This is a genomic window from Streptomyces sp. NBC_00400, assembly GCF_036048035.1.
Classification (GTDB): Bacteria; Actinomycetota; Actinomycetes; order Streptomycetales; family Streptomycetaceae; genus Streptomyces.
Window position 1 is genome coordinate 4,705,510 of the sequence record NZ_CP107940.1, and the last position, 13,845, is coordinate 4,719,354.

16 protein-coding genes and 1 pseudogene are annotated in these 13,845 nt (G+C 72.8%); 16 read left to right on the forward strand and 1 reads right to left on the reverse strand.

The window, feature by feature from the left end; genetic code table 11:
• Positions 1 to 67: 67 nt before the first annotated feature.
• From OHS81_RS20625 to OHS81_RS20680, 12 genes and pseudogenes are all read left to right on the forward strand, one after another.
• The gene (locus OHS81_RS20625) at positions 68 to 946 is read left to right on the forward strand and encodes a helix-turn-helix domain-containing protein (protein ID WP_328386158.1); all 879 of its coding nucleotides are present in this window, start codon (positions 68 to 70) and stop codon (positions 944 to 946) included.
• Positions 943 to 1,149: a DUF397 domain-containing protein gene (locus OHS81_RS20630; protein WP_328386159.1), complete on the forward strand. Its 207-nt coding sequence runs from the start codon at positions 943 to 945 to the stop codon at positions 1,147 to 1,149. Before OHS81_RS20625 ends, OHS81_RS20630 begins: the two co-directional genes overlap by 4 nt.
• Positions 1,150 to 1,159: 10 nt before the next feature.
• A pseudogene (locus OHS81_RS20635) lies at positions 1,160 to 1,363 on the forward strand (Scr1 family TA system antitoxin-like transcriptional regulator); the annotation flags it as partial.
• Positions 1,364 to 1,368: 5 nt separating this feature from the next.
• Positions 1,369 to 1,575 (forward strand): DUF397 domain-containing protein, encoded by a 207-nt coding sequence (locus OHS81_RS20640; protein ID WP_328391292.1) that lies wholly within the window; start codon positions 1,369 to 1,371, stop codon positions 1,573 to 1,575.
• 54 nt (positions 1,576 to 1,629) lie between these two features.
• Positions 1,630 to 3,477 (forward strand): glutamine--fructose-6-phosphate transaminase (isomerizing), encoded by a 1,848-nt coding sequence (gene glmS, locus OHS81_RS20645; protein ID WP_328386160.1) that lies wholly within the window; start codon positions 1,630 to 1,632, stop codon positions 3,475 to 3,477.
• Entirely contained in the window at positions 3,474 to 3,842 is a 369-nt protein-coding gene (locus tag OHS81_RS20650; protein WP_328386161.1) for a holo-ACP synthase, read from the forward strand. The genes glmS and OHS81_RS20650 overlap by 4 nt, the downstream gene beginning before the upstream one ends.
• 141 nt (positions 3,843 to 3,983) lie before the next feature.
• Complete coding sequence (locus OHS81_RS20655) at positions 3,984 to 5,408, forward strand: NAD(P)H-hydrate dehydratase (RefSeq protein WP_328386162.1); 1,425 nt, start codon at positions 3,984 to 3,986, stop codon at positions 5,406 to 5,408.
• A gap of 218 nt (positions 5,409 to 5,626) precedes the next feature.
• Positions 5,627 to 6,469, forward strand: a complete 843-nt coding sequence (locus OHS81_RS20660; protein WP_328386163.1) for a L,D-transpeptidase — start codon at positions 5,627 to 5,629, stop codon at positions 6,467 to 6,469.
• A gap of 59 nt (positions 6,470 to 6,528) precedes the next feature.
• Positions 6,529 to 7,716 carry an alanine racemase gene (gene alr / locus OHS81_RS20665; protein ID WP_328386164.1) on the forward strand — a complete coding sequence of 396 codons (1,188 nt, stop codon included), beginning with the start codon at positions 6,529 to 6,531 and terminating at the stop codon, positions 7,714 to 7,716.
• Positions 7,713 to 9,047 (forward strand): alpha/beta fold hydrolase, encoded by a 1,335-nt coding sequence (locus tag OHS81_RS20670; protein WP_328386165.1) that lies wholly within the window; start codon positions 7,713 to 7,715, stop codon positions 9,045 to 9,047. Before alr ends, OHS81_RS20670 begins: the two co-directional genes overlap by 4 nt.
• Before the next feature lie 109 nt (positions 9,048 to 9,156).
• Positions 9,157 to 9,693, forward strand: coding sequence for a tRNA (adenosine(37)-N6)-threonylcarbamoyltransferase complex ATPase subunit type 1 TsaE (gene tsaE / locus OHS81_RS20675; RefSeq protein WP_159481471.1), 537 nt, complete (start codon positions 9,157 to 9,159; stop codon positions 9,691 to 9,693).
• A 220-nt stretch (positions 9,694 to 9,913) separates the two neighbouring features.
• Entirely contained in the window at positions 9,914 to 10,177 is a 264-nt protein-coding gene (locus tag OHS81_RS20680; protein ID WP_328386166.1) for a hypothetical protein, read from the forward strand.
• Between the two features lie 49 nt (positions 10,178 to 10,226).
• Here the strand turns inward: OHS81_RS20680 and OHS81_RS20685 are convergent, their stop codons facing one another.
• On the reverse strand, positions 10,227 to 10,796 hold the full coding sequence (locus OHS81_RS20685; RefSeq protein WP_328386167.1) for a L,D-transpeptidase: 570 nt from the start codon (positions 10,794 to 10,796) through the stop codon (positions 10,227 to 10,229).
• Between the two features lie 140 nt (positions 10,797 to 10,936).
• Here OHS81_RS20685 and tsaB point away from each other — a divergent pair, with 140 nt between their 5' ends.
• The 4 genes from tsaB to OHS81_RS20705 all read left to right on the forward strand — a co-directional run bounded on the left by tsaB (position 10,937) and on the right by OHS81_RS20705 (position 13,822).
• Positions 10,937 to 11,596 carry a tRNA (adenosine(37)-N6)-threonylcarbamoyltransferase complex dimerization subunit type 1 TsaB gene (gene tsaB / locus OHS81_RS20690; RefSeq protein WP_328386168.1) on the forward strand — a complete coding sequence of 220 codons (660 nt, stop codon included), beginning with the start codon at positions 10,937 to 10,939 and terminating at the stop codon, positions 11,594 to 11,596.
• Positions 11,593 to 12,192: a GNAT family N-acetyltransferase gene (locus OHS81_RS20695; protein ID WP_443058735.1), complete on the forward strand. Its 600-nt coding sequence runs from the start codon at positions 11,593 to 11,595 to the stop codon at positions 12,190 to 12,192. The genes tsaB and OHS81_RS20695 overlap by 4 nt, the downstream gene beginning before the upstream one ends.
• Positions 12,193 to 12,197: 5 nt before the next feature.
• Entirely contained in the window at positions 12,198 to 13,334 is a 1,137-nt protein-coding gene (tsaD, locus tag OHS81_RS20700; protein ID WP_328386169.1) for a tRNA (adenosine(37)-N6)-threonylcarbamoyltransferase complex transferase subunit TsaD, read from the forward strand.
• 122 nt (positions 13,335 to 13,456) lie between these two features.
• Positions 13,457 to 13,822 carry a hypothetical protein gene (locus tag OHS81_RS20705; RefSeq protein WP_328386170.1) on the forward strand — a complete coding sequence of 122 codons (366 nt, stop codon included), beginning with the start codon at positions 13,457 to 13,459 and terminating at the stop codon, positions 13,820 to 13,822.
• The last annotated feature ends 23 nt before the right edge of the window (positions 13,823 to 13,845 follow it).

Here is a 13,845-nt window from a genome sequence, read left to right on the forward strand (position 1 = left end):
TCTCAACCACCTGGCGTGTAGCGTCCGTTGCCGTGCAGACTGGTCACACGGGGTAAGAGGAGGGGACATGCCCGCAGGTGGACGGCCTACTGTGCGCAGTAGGCGGCTTGGTGGGGCGCTCAGGAGGTATCGCGAGGCGGCGAAGCTCGATCAGCAGCATGCCGCCGACCACATCGCGGGCTCGAAGGCCAAGATCAGCCGCATCGAGACCGGGCAAGTGACGGCGCGGCCGGGAGACGTGCGGTTGCTGCTGGAGCTCTACGGGGTGGAAGACCGGGAGGTCTATCGCCAGCTTGAGCAGCTTGCCCGGGATTCCAACAAGCGTGGTTGGTGGGTCAATTATCCGTGGGCGTTGGATCCGCAGTACGCCGACTACATCACACTGGAGTCCGACGCTACGTACATCCGCACCTGGCAACCGCTCTTCATGCCGGGGCTCCTGCAGACAGATGGCTACATCCAGGCGCTGCTGGAAGCCGGCGTGACCGCTCCTGAGGCGGAGGCGATTGAAAGGGCGACAACGGGCCGACGGGAGCGCAGGAAGGCGATCGAGGAGGGTGGTGCGCGGTACGCGGCAGTCGTCTGGGAGCCGGTGATCACTGCGCCTATGCCGTCGATGGAGGTGCATCGTGATCAGCTGATGCACCTTACGGACGTTGCTCAGAGGCGGAACGTAAGTCTTCAGGTGCTTCCGCTCTCGGAGTGGCAAGCGGCCCACAGGGCGTCGCATTTCGTCATGTTCAGTTTTGGTGCCGAGCCTGCACCCGAAGCGGTCGCTTTCGACAGTACGACAAGCACGATCTTTGTCGAGGAGCTCGAAGACATGGCGAAGCACTCGGAGATCTTCGAGGAGCTCAGGTCAGCGGCTCTGACGCCTACGCAGACGCTGTCATTCCTGCGCGATCAGCTCGCCGGTCTGCCTGATAGCGAGAAGGACGCGGAATGAAAAGCCAGGAAATAGTCACGCAGTTCAAGAAGTCCAGCTTTTCGCAAGGGGACCAACAGGAGTGCGTGGAGGTCGCCGAGGTTGCCGGCGGCGGGCGGGCTGTCCGGGACAGCAAGGAACCTGACCGGGGGACGCAGTTCCACGCGCCCGGAGCTTGGGCCGCGTTTGTCGGCGCCGTGAAGGCGGGCACGTTCGGCGGATGACGCGCCGTTCTCCACCTTCTCGTTCGGGCCGGAGCCCGCGCCGGAAGCCGTCGCGTTCGACAGTACGACCAGCACGGTGATCATTGAGGATCTGGACGATGTCGCCAAGCATGCCCGCATCTTTGAAGCGCTCCGGTCTGCGGCGCTGAGCCGTAAGCAGAGCCTCACGTTCCTCGACAAAGCGATAGCGAACATGCCGGAGGGTGAGAAGTGACCTCGATAGAGAGCCGTGAGATCGTCACCGGGTTCGTCAAGGCCCGAGCCTCGCAGGGGATCAACCAGGAGTGCGTGGAGGTCGCCCACACCGCCGACGGCGGCCGCGCCGTCCGGGACAGCAAGGACCGTGAGGGCGGGACGCAGTTTCACGCGCCCGGTGCGTGGGCGGCGTTCGTCGGTGCTGTGAAGGCCGGATTCTTCGGCTGGTGACTCGCCGGTACATGCCGCCGCCGGTCGCTCAGGCGCCCGGCGTACCCTGCCCCCATGTGCGGAATCGTGGGATATGTGGGCGGGCAGAGCGCCCTTGACGTCGTCCTGGCCGGGCTGAAGCGGCTGGAGTACCGCGGCTATGACTCGGCGGGTATCGCCGTGCTGGCCGACGGCGGGCTGGCAGCGGCCAAGAAGGCCGGCAAGCTCGCCAATCTGGAGAAGGAGCTGGCCGACCGTCCGTTGCCGGCCGGCTCGACCGGTATCGGGCACACCCGGTGGGCCACCCACGGCGGGCCCACCGACGGGAACGCCCATCCCCATATGGACAACGCCGGCCGGGTCTCCGTCGTGCACAACGGCATCATCGAGAACTTCGCCGGGCTGCGCGCGGAACTCACCGACCGCGGGCACGAGTTGACGTCCGAGACGGATACCGAGGTCGTGGCGCATCTGCTGGCCGAGGCCTACTCGTCCTGCGGGGAGCTGGCCGAGGCGATGCGGCAGGTCTGCCGGCAGCTGGAGGGGGCGTTCACGCTGGTCGCGGTGCATGCCGACGAGCCGGACGTGGTGGTCGGGGCGCGCCGTAACTCGCCGCTGGTGGTGGGCGTCGGGGACGGGGAGGCCTTCCTCGCGTCGGATGTGGCGGCGTTCATCGCGCACACCCGGGAGGCGATCGAGCTGGGGCAGGACCAGGTGGTGGAGCTGCGCCGGGAAGCGGTGACGGTCACCGGCTTCGACGGGGCGCCCGCCGAGGTGCGCGAGTACCACATCGACTGGGACGCCTCGGCCGCCGAGAAGGGCGGCTACGACTACTTCATGCTGAAGGAGATCGCGGAGCAGCCGAAGGCCGTTGCCGACACGCTGCTGGGGCGGATCGACGCCTCGGGGGTGCTGTCCCTGGACGAGGTGCGGATCCCGCCCGCCGAGCTGCGCGAGGTCGACAAGGTCGTCATCGTGGCCTGCGGGACGGCGTACCACGCGGGGATGATCGCCAAGTACGCGATCGAGCACTGGACGCGGATTCCGTGCGAGACGGAGCTGGCGAGCGAATTCCGCTACCGCGACCCGATCCTGGACCGGCGGACGCTGGTCATCGCGATCAGCCAGTCCGGCGAGACCATGGACACCCTGATGGCGCTGCGCCATGCGCGCGAGCAGGGCGCGAAGGTGCTCGCCATCTGCAACACGAACGGCTCGACCATCCCGCGGGAGTCGGACGCGGTGCTGTACACGCACGCCGGGCCCGAGGTCGCGGTGGCGTCGACCAAGGCGTTCCTGACGCAGCTGGTGGCCTGCTACCTGGTGGCGCTGTACGTCGCGCAGGTGCGGGGCACGAAGTGGGGCGACGAGATCCGGGACGTGGTGCGCGAACTGGCGGCCATCGGCACCCAGGTCGAGCAGGTGCTCGGCACGATGGAGCCGGTACGGGAGCTGGCGCGCTCCCTCGCCGACAAGAACACCGTGCTGTTCCTCGGCCGGCACGTGGGCTATCCGGTGGCGCTGGAGGGTGCGCTCAAGCTCAAGGAACTCGCGTACATGCACGCGGAGGGCTTTGCGGCCGGGGAGCTCAAACACGGGCCGATCGCGTTGATCGAGGACGATCTGCCGGTGGTCGTCGTGGTGCCGTCGCCGCGCGGGCGGTCCGTGCTCCACGACAAGATCGTGTCGAACATCCAGGAGATCCGGGCCCGGGGGGCGCGGACGATCGTGATCGCGGAGGAGGGGGACGAGACGGTGGTGCCCTACGCCGACCACCTCGTACGGATTCCGCGGACGCCGGTGCTGCTGCAGCCGCTGGTCTCCACGATCCCGCTGCAGGTGTTCGCCTGCGAGCTGGCCACCGCCCGCGGCAACGAGGTCGACCAGCCGCGCAACCTCGCCAAGTCGGTGACGGTCGAATGATCATCGGGGTCGGGATCGATGTCGCCGAGATCGAGCGCTTCGGCGAGGCGCTGGAGCGTACGCCGGAGCTGGCGCAGCGGCTGTTCCTCGATGAGGAGCTGATACTGCCCAGCGGTGAGCGCCGCGGCATCGCCTCGCTGGCGGCCCGGTTCGCCGCCAAGGAGGCGCTGGCCAAGGCGCTCGGGGCACCGGGCGGGCTGCACTGGAGCGATGCCGAGGTGTATGTCGAGGACAGCGGCCGGCCGCGGCTGCGGGTACGGGGCACCGTCGAGGCCCGGGCGAAGGAGCTCGGGGTCCGGTCGTGGCATGTGTCGCTGAGCCATGACGCGGGGGTCGCCTCCGCCGTGGTGATCGCCGAGGGATGAGGACCGCTGCGGCGCCCGCCCCCCGTTCGTCGGTGGGCGGGCGCCGTCTTTGCGGGAGGAGCCCCGCGAGAGGAAATCCCCCGCGAGGGCCCGCGGGAGAAATGCCGCGTACCCCGTGGGCGAGGGGTGAGACTTGTCGGCATGAGGACTGCCTACAGCGTGGAGACCGTGCGGGCCGCGGAGCGAGAGCTCATGGCCCGGGTGCCCGAAGGGGCCCTGATGCAGCGGGCGGCGGCCGGACTGGCCACGGCGTGCGCGGAGTTGCTGGGGCGGGTGTACGGAGCCCGGGTGGTGCTGCTGGTGGGCAGCGGCGACAACGGCGGGGACGCGCTGTACGCCGGTGCCCGGCTGGCGCGGCGGGGGGCCGGGGTGGCGGCGGTGCTGCTCTCACCCGAAAAGGCGCACCAGGGCGGGCTGGCCGCGCTGCGGGCCGCCGGGGGGCGTGTCTCGGCCGACGCCCGGCGGGACATCGCACGGGCCGCGCTGGTCGTGGACGGGATCGTCGGGATCGGCGGACGGGGCGGGCTGCGCCCGGAGGCCGCCGAACTCGCCCGGGAGGCATGGGAGTCGGCGCCGGTGGTGGCGGTGGACCTGCCCAGCGGAGTGGACGCGGACAGCGGTGAGGTCGCCGGGGACGCCGTACGGGCCGACGCCACGGTGACCTTCGGCGCGTACAAGCCCGGGCTGCTGATCGATCCGGCGCACGAGCGGGCGGGCGCGCTGCGGCTGGTGGACATCGGGCTCACGCTGCCGCCGGAGGCCGACGCCGAGGCCTTGCAGCACGTGGACGTGGCCGGACTGCTGCCGCGTCCGGCGCCCGAGAGCGACAAGTACCGGCGGGGTGTGGTCGGGGTGGTCGCCGGGTCCGCGCGGTATCCGGGGGCGGCGGTGCTCGCGGTGGCGGGCGCGTTGCGGGGCGGCGCGGGGGCGGTGCGCTATGTCGGGCCGGCCGCCGAGGCGGTGCTGGCGCACTTCCCGGAGACGCTGGTGCACGCCGGGCCGCCGGACAAGGCGGGCCGGGTGCAGTCGTGGGTGATCGGCCCCGGCATCGGCGAGGAATTGGACGCCCTGGAGGACGTCCTGGCGGCGGAGGTTCCGGTGCTGGTGGACGCGGACGGGCTGCGGTTCCTGACGCCGCGCCGGGTCGCCGAGCGCCCGGCCCCGACCCTGCTGACGCCGCATGCGGGGGAGGCCGCCGCGCTGCTCGGACGCGGGCGCGAGGAGGTCGAGGCGGCCCGGCTGGCCTCGGTACGGGAGCTGGCGGCGCACTACGGCGCCACGGTGCTGCTCAAGGGCTCGACGACGCTGGTGGCGGAGGCGGACGGACCGGTGCGGGTCAATCCCACGGGCAGCAGCTGGCTGGCGACGGCCGGGAGCGGGGATGTGCTGTCGGGGCTGACGGGCTCGTTGCTCGCCGCGGGGCTCACGGCGCGGGACGCGGGATCGGTCGGTGCGTATCTGCACGGGCTGGCGGCCCGCCGGGCGACCGGACCGGCCGGCGCCCCGATCCTCGCCTCGGAGGTCGCGGACCATCTGGCGGCGGCCTGGCGAGATGTGACGGACTGACAGCACGAGCGACGGCCGGCGGCGGATGACGGGCCGGCAGCGGCCACGGGCCGGCGGCGGACGACGGACCGGCCGCGGACGACGGACCGGCCGCGGACGGCCGGCTGACGGCACGCAACGGACCGGCGTTACGCCCCGCGGGGGAATGGGGCGGGCACCAGGGCGAACCTGGCGTCCGGCGGGCCGAACGGCCGCGGCGCCACGGCATGCGTGAGGGCATGAAACGCACTCTTCCGGCGCTGCTGGTCTGCGCCTCGTTGCTCGTTGTCGCCGGGCCGCCCGCGGTGGCCGTGGCACCGTCGCCCACCGTGGCCGTGAGGCATGCGTCCGCGAGGGCCGTGACGCAGCCGTCCGCCGTGTACGGACCGTCCGACCTGGTCCCCGGTGTCCCGCGCACGGTGCGGGTGCCGGGGCGGCAGCTGCACATCGAGTACGTGCCGCGGTCCGAGGCGCAGCGCCCCGGCACCCGGGCGCTGCGCTGCAGTGCCGCCACCGGGCCCTACCAGCGGCAGGCCGAGCGCTATCTGGGGCGCGAGGTCGACGGGCGGCAGAGTGCGGGGGACTGCCGGGCGATCCGGCGGTTCCAGCAGGCGCACCGCATTGCGCCGGCGTCCGGCTTCGCGGGGCCGGTCACGGGGGCGATGGTGCAGGTGATGCGGGCCAAGAAGGACCCCAACCGGGCCGGTCACTGTCCCGACCGGGCCGAGCGGACCGTGTGCGTCGACCTGAACCGGCAGCTGATGTGGGTGCAGCAGGACGGGCGGGTGATCTTCGACCCGGTGGCGATCCGCTCCGGTGCGCCGACGATGGAGACCCGTACCGGTACGTACCGGATCTATCTGCGGCACCGCCGGCACATCTCCAACCTGTACGGCACCTCCATGCCGTACGCCCAGTTCTTCGACCGCGGGGAGGCGCTGCACGGCGTCTACGAGGACATCTTCTCCGGGGCCGGCTCGCACGGCTGCGTCAACCTCACCATGACGGACGCGCGCAGGGCCTGGGAAGTGCTCGACAAGGGCGACATCGTGCACGTCTGGGGGCGGAAACCCGGCGTGTGAGCACGGTTTTCCCGCCCGTCCCCCGGGGCTGCGCAATGTCGCCTGCGACACTGAGGGGGATGAACGAGACAGTGAAGCGTGCCCGTGCCGCCATCGACGTCGCCGCCGTGCGGTCGAACGTCCGTGCGCTGCGGGACCGTGCACCCCGGGCAGAGCTGATGGCCGTGGTCAAGTCCGACGGCTACGGGCACGGGGCGGTGCGCTGCGCGCGCGCCGCCCGCGAGGCCGGTGCGGGCTGGCTGGGCACGGCACTGCCCGAGGAGGCGTTCGCGCTGCGGGCGGCCGGTGACACCGGGCGGCTGCTGTGCTGGCTGTGGACGCCCGGCGGCCCCTGGGGGCGGGCGATCGAGCAGGACATCGACGTCGCGGTGAGCGGGCTGTGGGCGCTCGACGAGGTGCGGGCGGCGGCCCGGGCGTGCGGCCGCACCGCCCGCGTCCAGCTCAAGGTCGACACCGGCCTGGGCCGCAATGGCTGCCCGCCCGCCGCCTGGCCGGAACTGACCGCCGCGGCCCGTGCCGCCGAGGCCGAGGGCACGGTGAGAGTCACCGGCGTCTGGTCGCACTTCGCCTGCGCCGATGAGCCCGGACACCCCTCGATCGCCGCCCAGCTGGACGTCTTTCACGCAGCGCTGAAGACCGCCGAGACGGCCGGGCTGCGCCCCGAGGTGCGGCATATCGCCAACACCCCGGCGCTGCTGACGCTGCCCGAGGCGCACTTCGACCTGGTCCGCACCGGCATCGGCATCTACGGCATCTCGCCCAGCCCCGAGGTCGGCACCTCCCAGGACTTCGGGCTGCGGCCGGCGATGACCCTGGAGGCCTCGCTCGCGTCGGTCAAGCGCGTCCCGGGCGGTCACGGCGTGTCGTACGGGCACCACTACACGACGTCCGGCGAGACCACCCTGGCGCTGGTCCCGCTCGGCTACGCCGACGGCATCCCGCGGCACGCCTCCGGGGTCGGCCCCGTGCTGGTCGCCGGTGCGTGGCGGACGGTCGCCGGGCGGATCGCGATGGACCAGTTCGTGGTCGACCTGGGCGGCGCGCATGCCGAGCCGGGCGATCCGGCCGTGCTGTTCGGCCCCGGGGACCGCGGTGAGCCGACCGCCGAGGACTGGGCCCGCGTGGCCGGAACCATCGGGTATGAGATCGTCACCCGGATCGGATCCCGGGTGCCACGCGTCTATGTGGACAACGGCACGGGGAGCGAAGCCGAAGGAGACAGCGCGCTCACGGGGGGTACGGCATGACCGAGGGACAGGAAGCCGCCGCGCAGGCGGTCGAGACCGCGGCCGAGGTGGCCGGCAACTGGGCGAAGGCGGGCCGGCACGCGGGTGTCGCCGGCGCCGCGATCGGCGTGGTCGCGGCGGGCGCCGCGGCCGGTGTGGCGATAGAGCGGCTGACGGTCGGCCGCGGGATGCGGCGCCGCGCCCGGCTCGCGCTGGACGCCGCGGGCCCGTACGGCACGCTGCGCGGCACCCCGGGCGCCGCGGTCGCCGAGGACGGCACCGAGCTGTACTACGAGGTCGACGAGCCGGGCCCGCCGGAGAAGGACGACGTGGCGGCCAAGGGCGCGGTGAACGGCAAGCACGGCAAGCACGGCAAGAACGACCGGTCCGCCAAGCCGGTCCGCGGCAAGGAGGCCCGCGCCGCACAGGAGGCCCACGGCGGTCTGCGCAAGCGGCTGACGGCGGCGCTGGGCCGGCGCTCGCCGGCCCCCACGGTCGTCTTCAGCCACGGCTACTGCCTGAGCCAGGACTCCTGGCACTTCCAGCGCTCCGCGCTGCGCGGCACGGTGCGCACCGTCCACTGGGACCAGCGCAGCCACGGCCGCTCCTCGCGCGGCCACGGCCAGATCGACGGCACGGAACCGGTCACCATCGACCTGCTGGGCCGGGACCTGAAGGCGGTGCTGGACGCCGCGGTCCCCGAGGGGCCGATCGTGCTGGTCGGGCACTCCATGGGCGGGATGACGGTGATGGCGCTGGCCGACCAGTTCCCCGAGTACGTCGCGCAGCGGGTGGTCGGGGTGGCCCTGATCGGCACCTCGGCGGGCCGGCTCAGCGAGGTCGGCTTCGGGCTGCCGTCCATGGGCGTCAAGGCCTTCCACTGGCTCGCGCCGGGCGTCCTCAAGGCGCTGGGCTGGCAGCGCGAGATCGTCGAGCGCGGACGGCGGGCCACCGCCGACCTCTTCGCGGGGCTGGTCAAGCGCTACTCGTTCGGGACGCCGGAGAAGGTGGACCCGGGGATCGCCCGCTTCGGCGAGCGGCTGATCGAGGCGACCCCGATCGATGTGGTCGCCGAGTTCTTCCCGGCGTTCGCGGTGCACGACAAGACCGAGGCGCTGGTGGCGTACGACGCGGTGCCCGCGCTGGTGCTCGCCGGGGAGAGCGATCTGATCACCCCGGCCGACCACAGCCGGACGATCGCCGAGGTGCTGCCCGACGCGGAGCTGGTGTGTGTCCCCGGCGCCGGGCATCTGGTGATGCTGGAGCGGCCCGAGCTGGTCAATGAACATCTGGTGTCGCTGGTGGAACGGGCGAGCGTGGCGGCCCGCAGCTCGCGGCACGCCCGCGCCTGAGGCGCCCGGGACCTGGCGCCGGCCGGGCGGCAGGGCACAGCCTGCCGCCCCGCGGCGGCATCACCGAGGGGCGGTGGCCGGGCGACGGGCGGGACGTACCATTTGCGGCATGAGCACCACCGGAGCGATTGCGCATGTCACCGTCAAGTCCCCCGACCAGATGCAGGAGTTGGGCCGCCGGCTGGCCCCGCTGCTGCGCCCCGGCGACCTGGTACTGCTCACCGGTGAGCTGGGCGCCGGCAAGACGACGCTGACCCGTGGCCTGGGCGAGGGGCTGGGCGTCCGCGGCGCCGTGACCTCGCCCACCTTCGTCATCGCCCGGGTGCACCCCTCGCTGACCGGCGGCCCCGCGCTGGTGCATGTCGACGCGTACCGGCTCGGCGGCGGGCTGGACGAGATGGAGGACCTGGACCTCGATGTCTCGCTGCCGGAGTCGGTGGTGGTCGTGGAGTGGGGCGACGGCAAGGTCGAGGAGCTTTCCGAGGACCGGCTGCACGTGGTCATCGGGCGCGCCGTGGGTGCGGATGCGCCCGGTGGTGCGGGCGGGCATCCCGAGGACGACGTGGACGATGTGCGCGAGGTGACGGTCACCGGCCTCGGCGCACGCTGGGCGGACGCCGGCCTGCCCGCGCTGGAGACCTGCTGACGGCCGTCCCGGGAGCCGTCGGCGGCGGTGGCGGGCCAGTCGGCGGCGGACCGGCGGGCGCCGATCCGGACAACACCGCCCGGTAGTTTCCGACAAGCCGTCGGTAAGATGTTGCGTACCCGGTACCGGGCGTGGTGACATGGGAGGAGACCCCAGTTAGGTCAGCCTAAGTAGCGAGCCTAGCTTCTGTCGCTCGTCCCAGGAGCCCCGGGAGGCGTCCATGTCGGCCCACCAGCCCTCCACCACGCCTGAAGGGCGCGGGGGCACCCCCGTCGCGGCGGCCGCGTGCGCCGCGGCCGAGACGCCGACCATGAATGAACTGCTGGCGGCCGGTGCCGCGGCCAGCGCCGTCTCCACACCCCCCGACGCTGCCGAGGAAGCCCGCCGGGACAAGCCCGCGGAGCCGTCCGGCGCGCCCGAAGCGGAGGACGAGGACCAGGACGGGCCCCGGGCCGCGTCCACCCCGGGCCGCGATGCGGCGTAGCCCGTAGGGGCGAATGCGGCGGCCTGCGGAACCGGGCCGGGCCGTGCGGTCAGGAGACCACGACGACCTTGGTGCCGTGCAGGGCGAAGTCCCACATCGCCTTGCCGTCGGTCCGCGACTCACGGATGCCACCGGTCCGCTTCCCCGAGCCCGGGTCGGGCATGGAGCCGTCGACGGCCGCGCTGAAGCCGACGGTGACGCCTTCCACACTCGCGAACCGCACCACATGCTCGATCGCGATGCCGTCCGAGCCCGTGACGCTCACCGAACGCGAGGCGACGGCGTACGCGCCCAGCGGCGGGCCGACCGTGCTCGGCGTGACCGGGTACGTACGCACCGCCTTGCCGTCCGCGCCGACCAGCCAGACCCGCTTGGCGTCCAGCGAGTAGACGATCCGCCGGCCCTTGCCGGACGAGGGCGGGACCGGGGCCACGGCCGGGGCCTTGTCCTTCTTGCCGCCGTGCTCCGGCGGGCTCTTGGGCACGCTGTGGCGGGGGTCCTTGCGGGTCTGGGTGAGGGTGTCCGGAGCGGACGCCGCGGCCTGGTAGCCGAGCACACCGACCACGACCACGGCAGCCGTGGTCAGCGCGGTGACGATCGTGCTGCTCTTAGCGGGCACCGCTGTGCACCTTTCCTCCCTCTCCCTGCCCGGTGGCGGGGAGCCCCGGACCTGGGAATGCCGGGCTGCTTGCTGCTGGGCTACGGGGGCGACGGTAGCACCGCGACAGGTACCTCCGGCCGAGCCGTAGTCTTAAGGACGTGCTGCTGCTAGCTCTTGACACCGCCACCCCCGCCGTCACCGTCGCGCTCCACGACGGCACCCGGGTCCTCGCCGAGTCCCGCCAGGTGGACGCACGCCGCCACGGCGAGCTGCTGCTGCCCGCCGTCGACCGGGTGCTGGCCGAGGCGGGGCTGAAGCTCGATGCCGTCAGCGACATCGTGGTCGGCGTGGGCCCGGGCCCGTACACCGGGCTGCGGGTCGGCCTGGTGACCGCCGCGACCTTCGGGGCGGCCCTCGGCATCCCCGTCCACGGTCTGTGCTCCCTGGACGGCCTCGCCTACGCCTCCGGGCTCACCGAGCCCTTCGTCGTGGCCACCGACGCCCGCCGCAAGGAGGTCTACTGGGCGCGCTATGGCGATGCCCGTACCCGCCTGACCGAGCCCGCCGTCGACCGTCCCGCGGACATCGCCGGCCAGGTGGCCGGCGTCCCCGCGGTGGGCGCGGGCGCGGTGCTCTACGACACGGTCTTCACCGGTCTGCGGCGCGAGGCCCCCGAGCACCAGTCCGCCGGGGCGCTGGCCGCGCTGGCCGCGGACAAGCTGGCCGCCGGCGAGGAGCTGCCGCCCCCGCAGCCGCTGTACCTGCGCCGTCCGGACGCCCAGGTGCCCGCCAATTACAAGGTGGTCACTCCCCGGTGACCACCCGCCCGTCGCCCGACCGGAGCCCCGCGGCGCCCCCGCCGCCCGGCGGGGCCCCTGAGTCCGGCGCGGCGCTGCGCGAGATGCGCTGGTGGGACATCGCGCCGGTGCTGGAGCTGGAACGGGAGCTCTTCCCCGAGGACGCCTGGTCGCCGGGCATGTTCTGGTCCGAGCTGGCCCATGCGCGCGGCCCGTACGCCACCCGCCGCTACCTCGTCGCCGAGCTGGAGGTGCCGCCGCGCAGTGGCGACGATGAGGGGCGGCGGGCAGGCCGGCTGGTCGGCTACGGCGGGCTGGCCGCCGTCGACGGCACCGGCGACATCCAGACCATCGCCACCGCCCGCGAGATGTGGGGCACCGGCCTCGGCGCCCGGCTGCTGACCGAACTCCTCGGTGCCGCGACGGACTTCGAATGCCACGAGGTGCTGCTGGAGGTGAGGGTCGACAACCTACGCGCCCAACGCCTCTACGAGCGCTTCGGCTTCGAGCCGATCGGTTTCCGCCGCGGCTACTACCAGCCCGGCAACGTCGACGCCCTGGTCATGCGGCGCACCACCCAGACCTCCTCCGAAGCACCCTCCGTACAAGGAACTTGACACTCATGGCTGACTCACGCGGCGGACCGCTCGTCCTCGGCATCGAGACCTCCTGCGACGAGACCGGTGTCGGCATCGTCCACGGCCACACCCTGCTCGCCGACGCGGTCGCCTCCAGCGTCGACGAGCACGCCCGCTACGGCGGTGTGGTGCCGGAGGTGGCCTCGCGCGCCCACCTGGAGGCGATGGTCCCCACCATCCAGCGCGCACTGAAGGACGCCGGGGTCGCGGCGTCCGACCTGGACGGGATCGCGGTCACCGCGGGACCGGGCCTGGCCGGTGCGCTGCTGGTCGGCGTCTCGGCCGCCAAGGCGTACGCCTACGCCCTGGGCAAGCCGCTCTACGGCGTCAACCACCTCGCCTCGCACATCTGCGTCGACCAGCTGGAGCACGGCCCGCTGCCCGAGCCGACGATGGCCCTGCTGGTGTCCGGTGGCCACTCCTCCCTCCTGCTGGCCCCGGACATCACCTCCGACGTGCGGCCGCTGGGCTCGACGATCGACGACGCGGCGGGCGAGGCCTTCGACAAGATCGCGCGGGTGCTGAACCTCGGCTTCCCGGGCGGCCCGGTCATCGACCGCTACGCCCGCGAGGGCAACCCCGACGCGATCCGCTTCCCGCGCGGACTGACCGGCCCCCGCGACCCGGTCTACGACTTCTCCTTCTCCGGCCTGAAGACGGCCGTCGCCCGCTGGATCGAGGCCAAGCGGGCGGCCGGCGAGGAGGTGCCGGTGGCGGATGTCTCGGCGTCCTTCCAGGAGGCCGTGGTGGACGTGCTGACCCGTAAGGCCGTCCGGGCCTGCAAGGACAACGGCGTGGACCACCTGATGATCGGCGGCGGGGTCGCGGCCAACACCCGGCTGCGGGCGATGGCCGAGCGCCGCTGCGAGGACGCCGGGATCACCCTGCGGGTGCCGCGGCCCAAGCTGTGCACCGACAACGGCGCGATGGTCGCCGCCCTGGGCGCCGAGATGGTGGCGCGGGGCAGGTCCGCCTCCGCCTGGGACCTCTCCGCCGACTCGTCCCTGCCGGTCACCGAACCGCATGTGCCCGGGGAGACCGGCGAGGAGCCGCCCGCCGTCCCGCACCACCACGACCACGACCACGTCCACGAGATGAGCAAGCACAACCTCTACTCCTGAGGCCGCCGCGAGGGCTCGTTTTGTCGTGTCGCGAGTCCTCGCGCCGTCCCCGGCCCGAGCTCCGGCCATAGGTCTTACCCTGGCAGGCAGCACCGGGCGCGCACGTGGGGAGGCGGCAGGCTGTGGACTGGTTCTGGTGGGTCTTCATCTTCTTCATGGCGGGCGGCTTCGCGAAGGTCGCCGACATCGCCCGCACGGCGCTGCGCACGCGCCACGAACGCAAGATGGAGCGGCTGGAGACCGCCCGTCAGGAGCGGCAGGAGCTGGCCGCCGCGCACCAGCCGCCGCAGCCGGTGTGCGGCTGCACCCACCACCTCGCCAAGCATGACAAAAAGGGCAAATGTCATGAGCTGGTGGAAGTCGCGGTCGCCTGGGACGCCGACCACAAGCCGGTGCAGTACGAGGCGGGCCAGTGCACCTGCCAGCAGTACATCGGCCCGCAGCCGCTCTCCCAGATCTACGCCGAGGACCTCACCGACCTGGCGTGAGCGCCGGCACCGGCCCGGCGTGA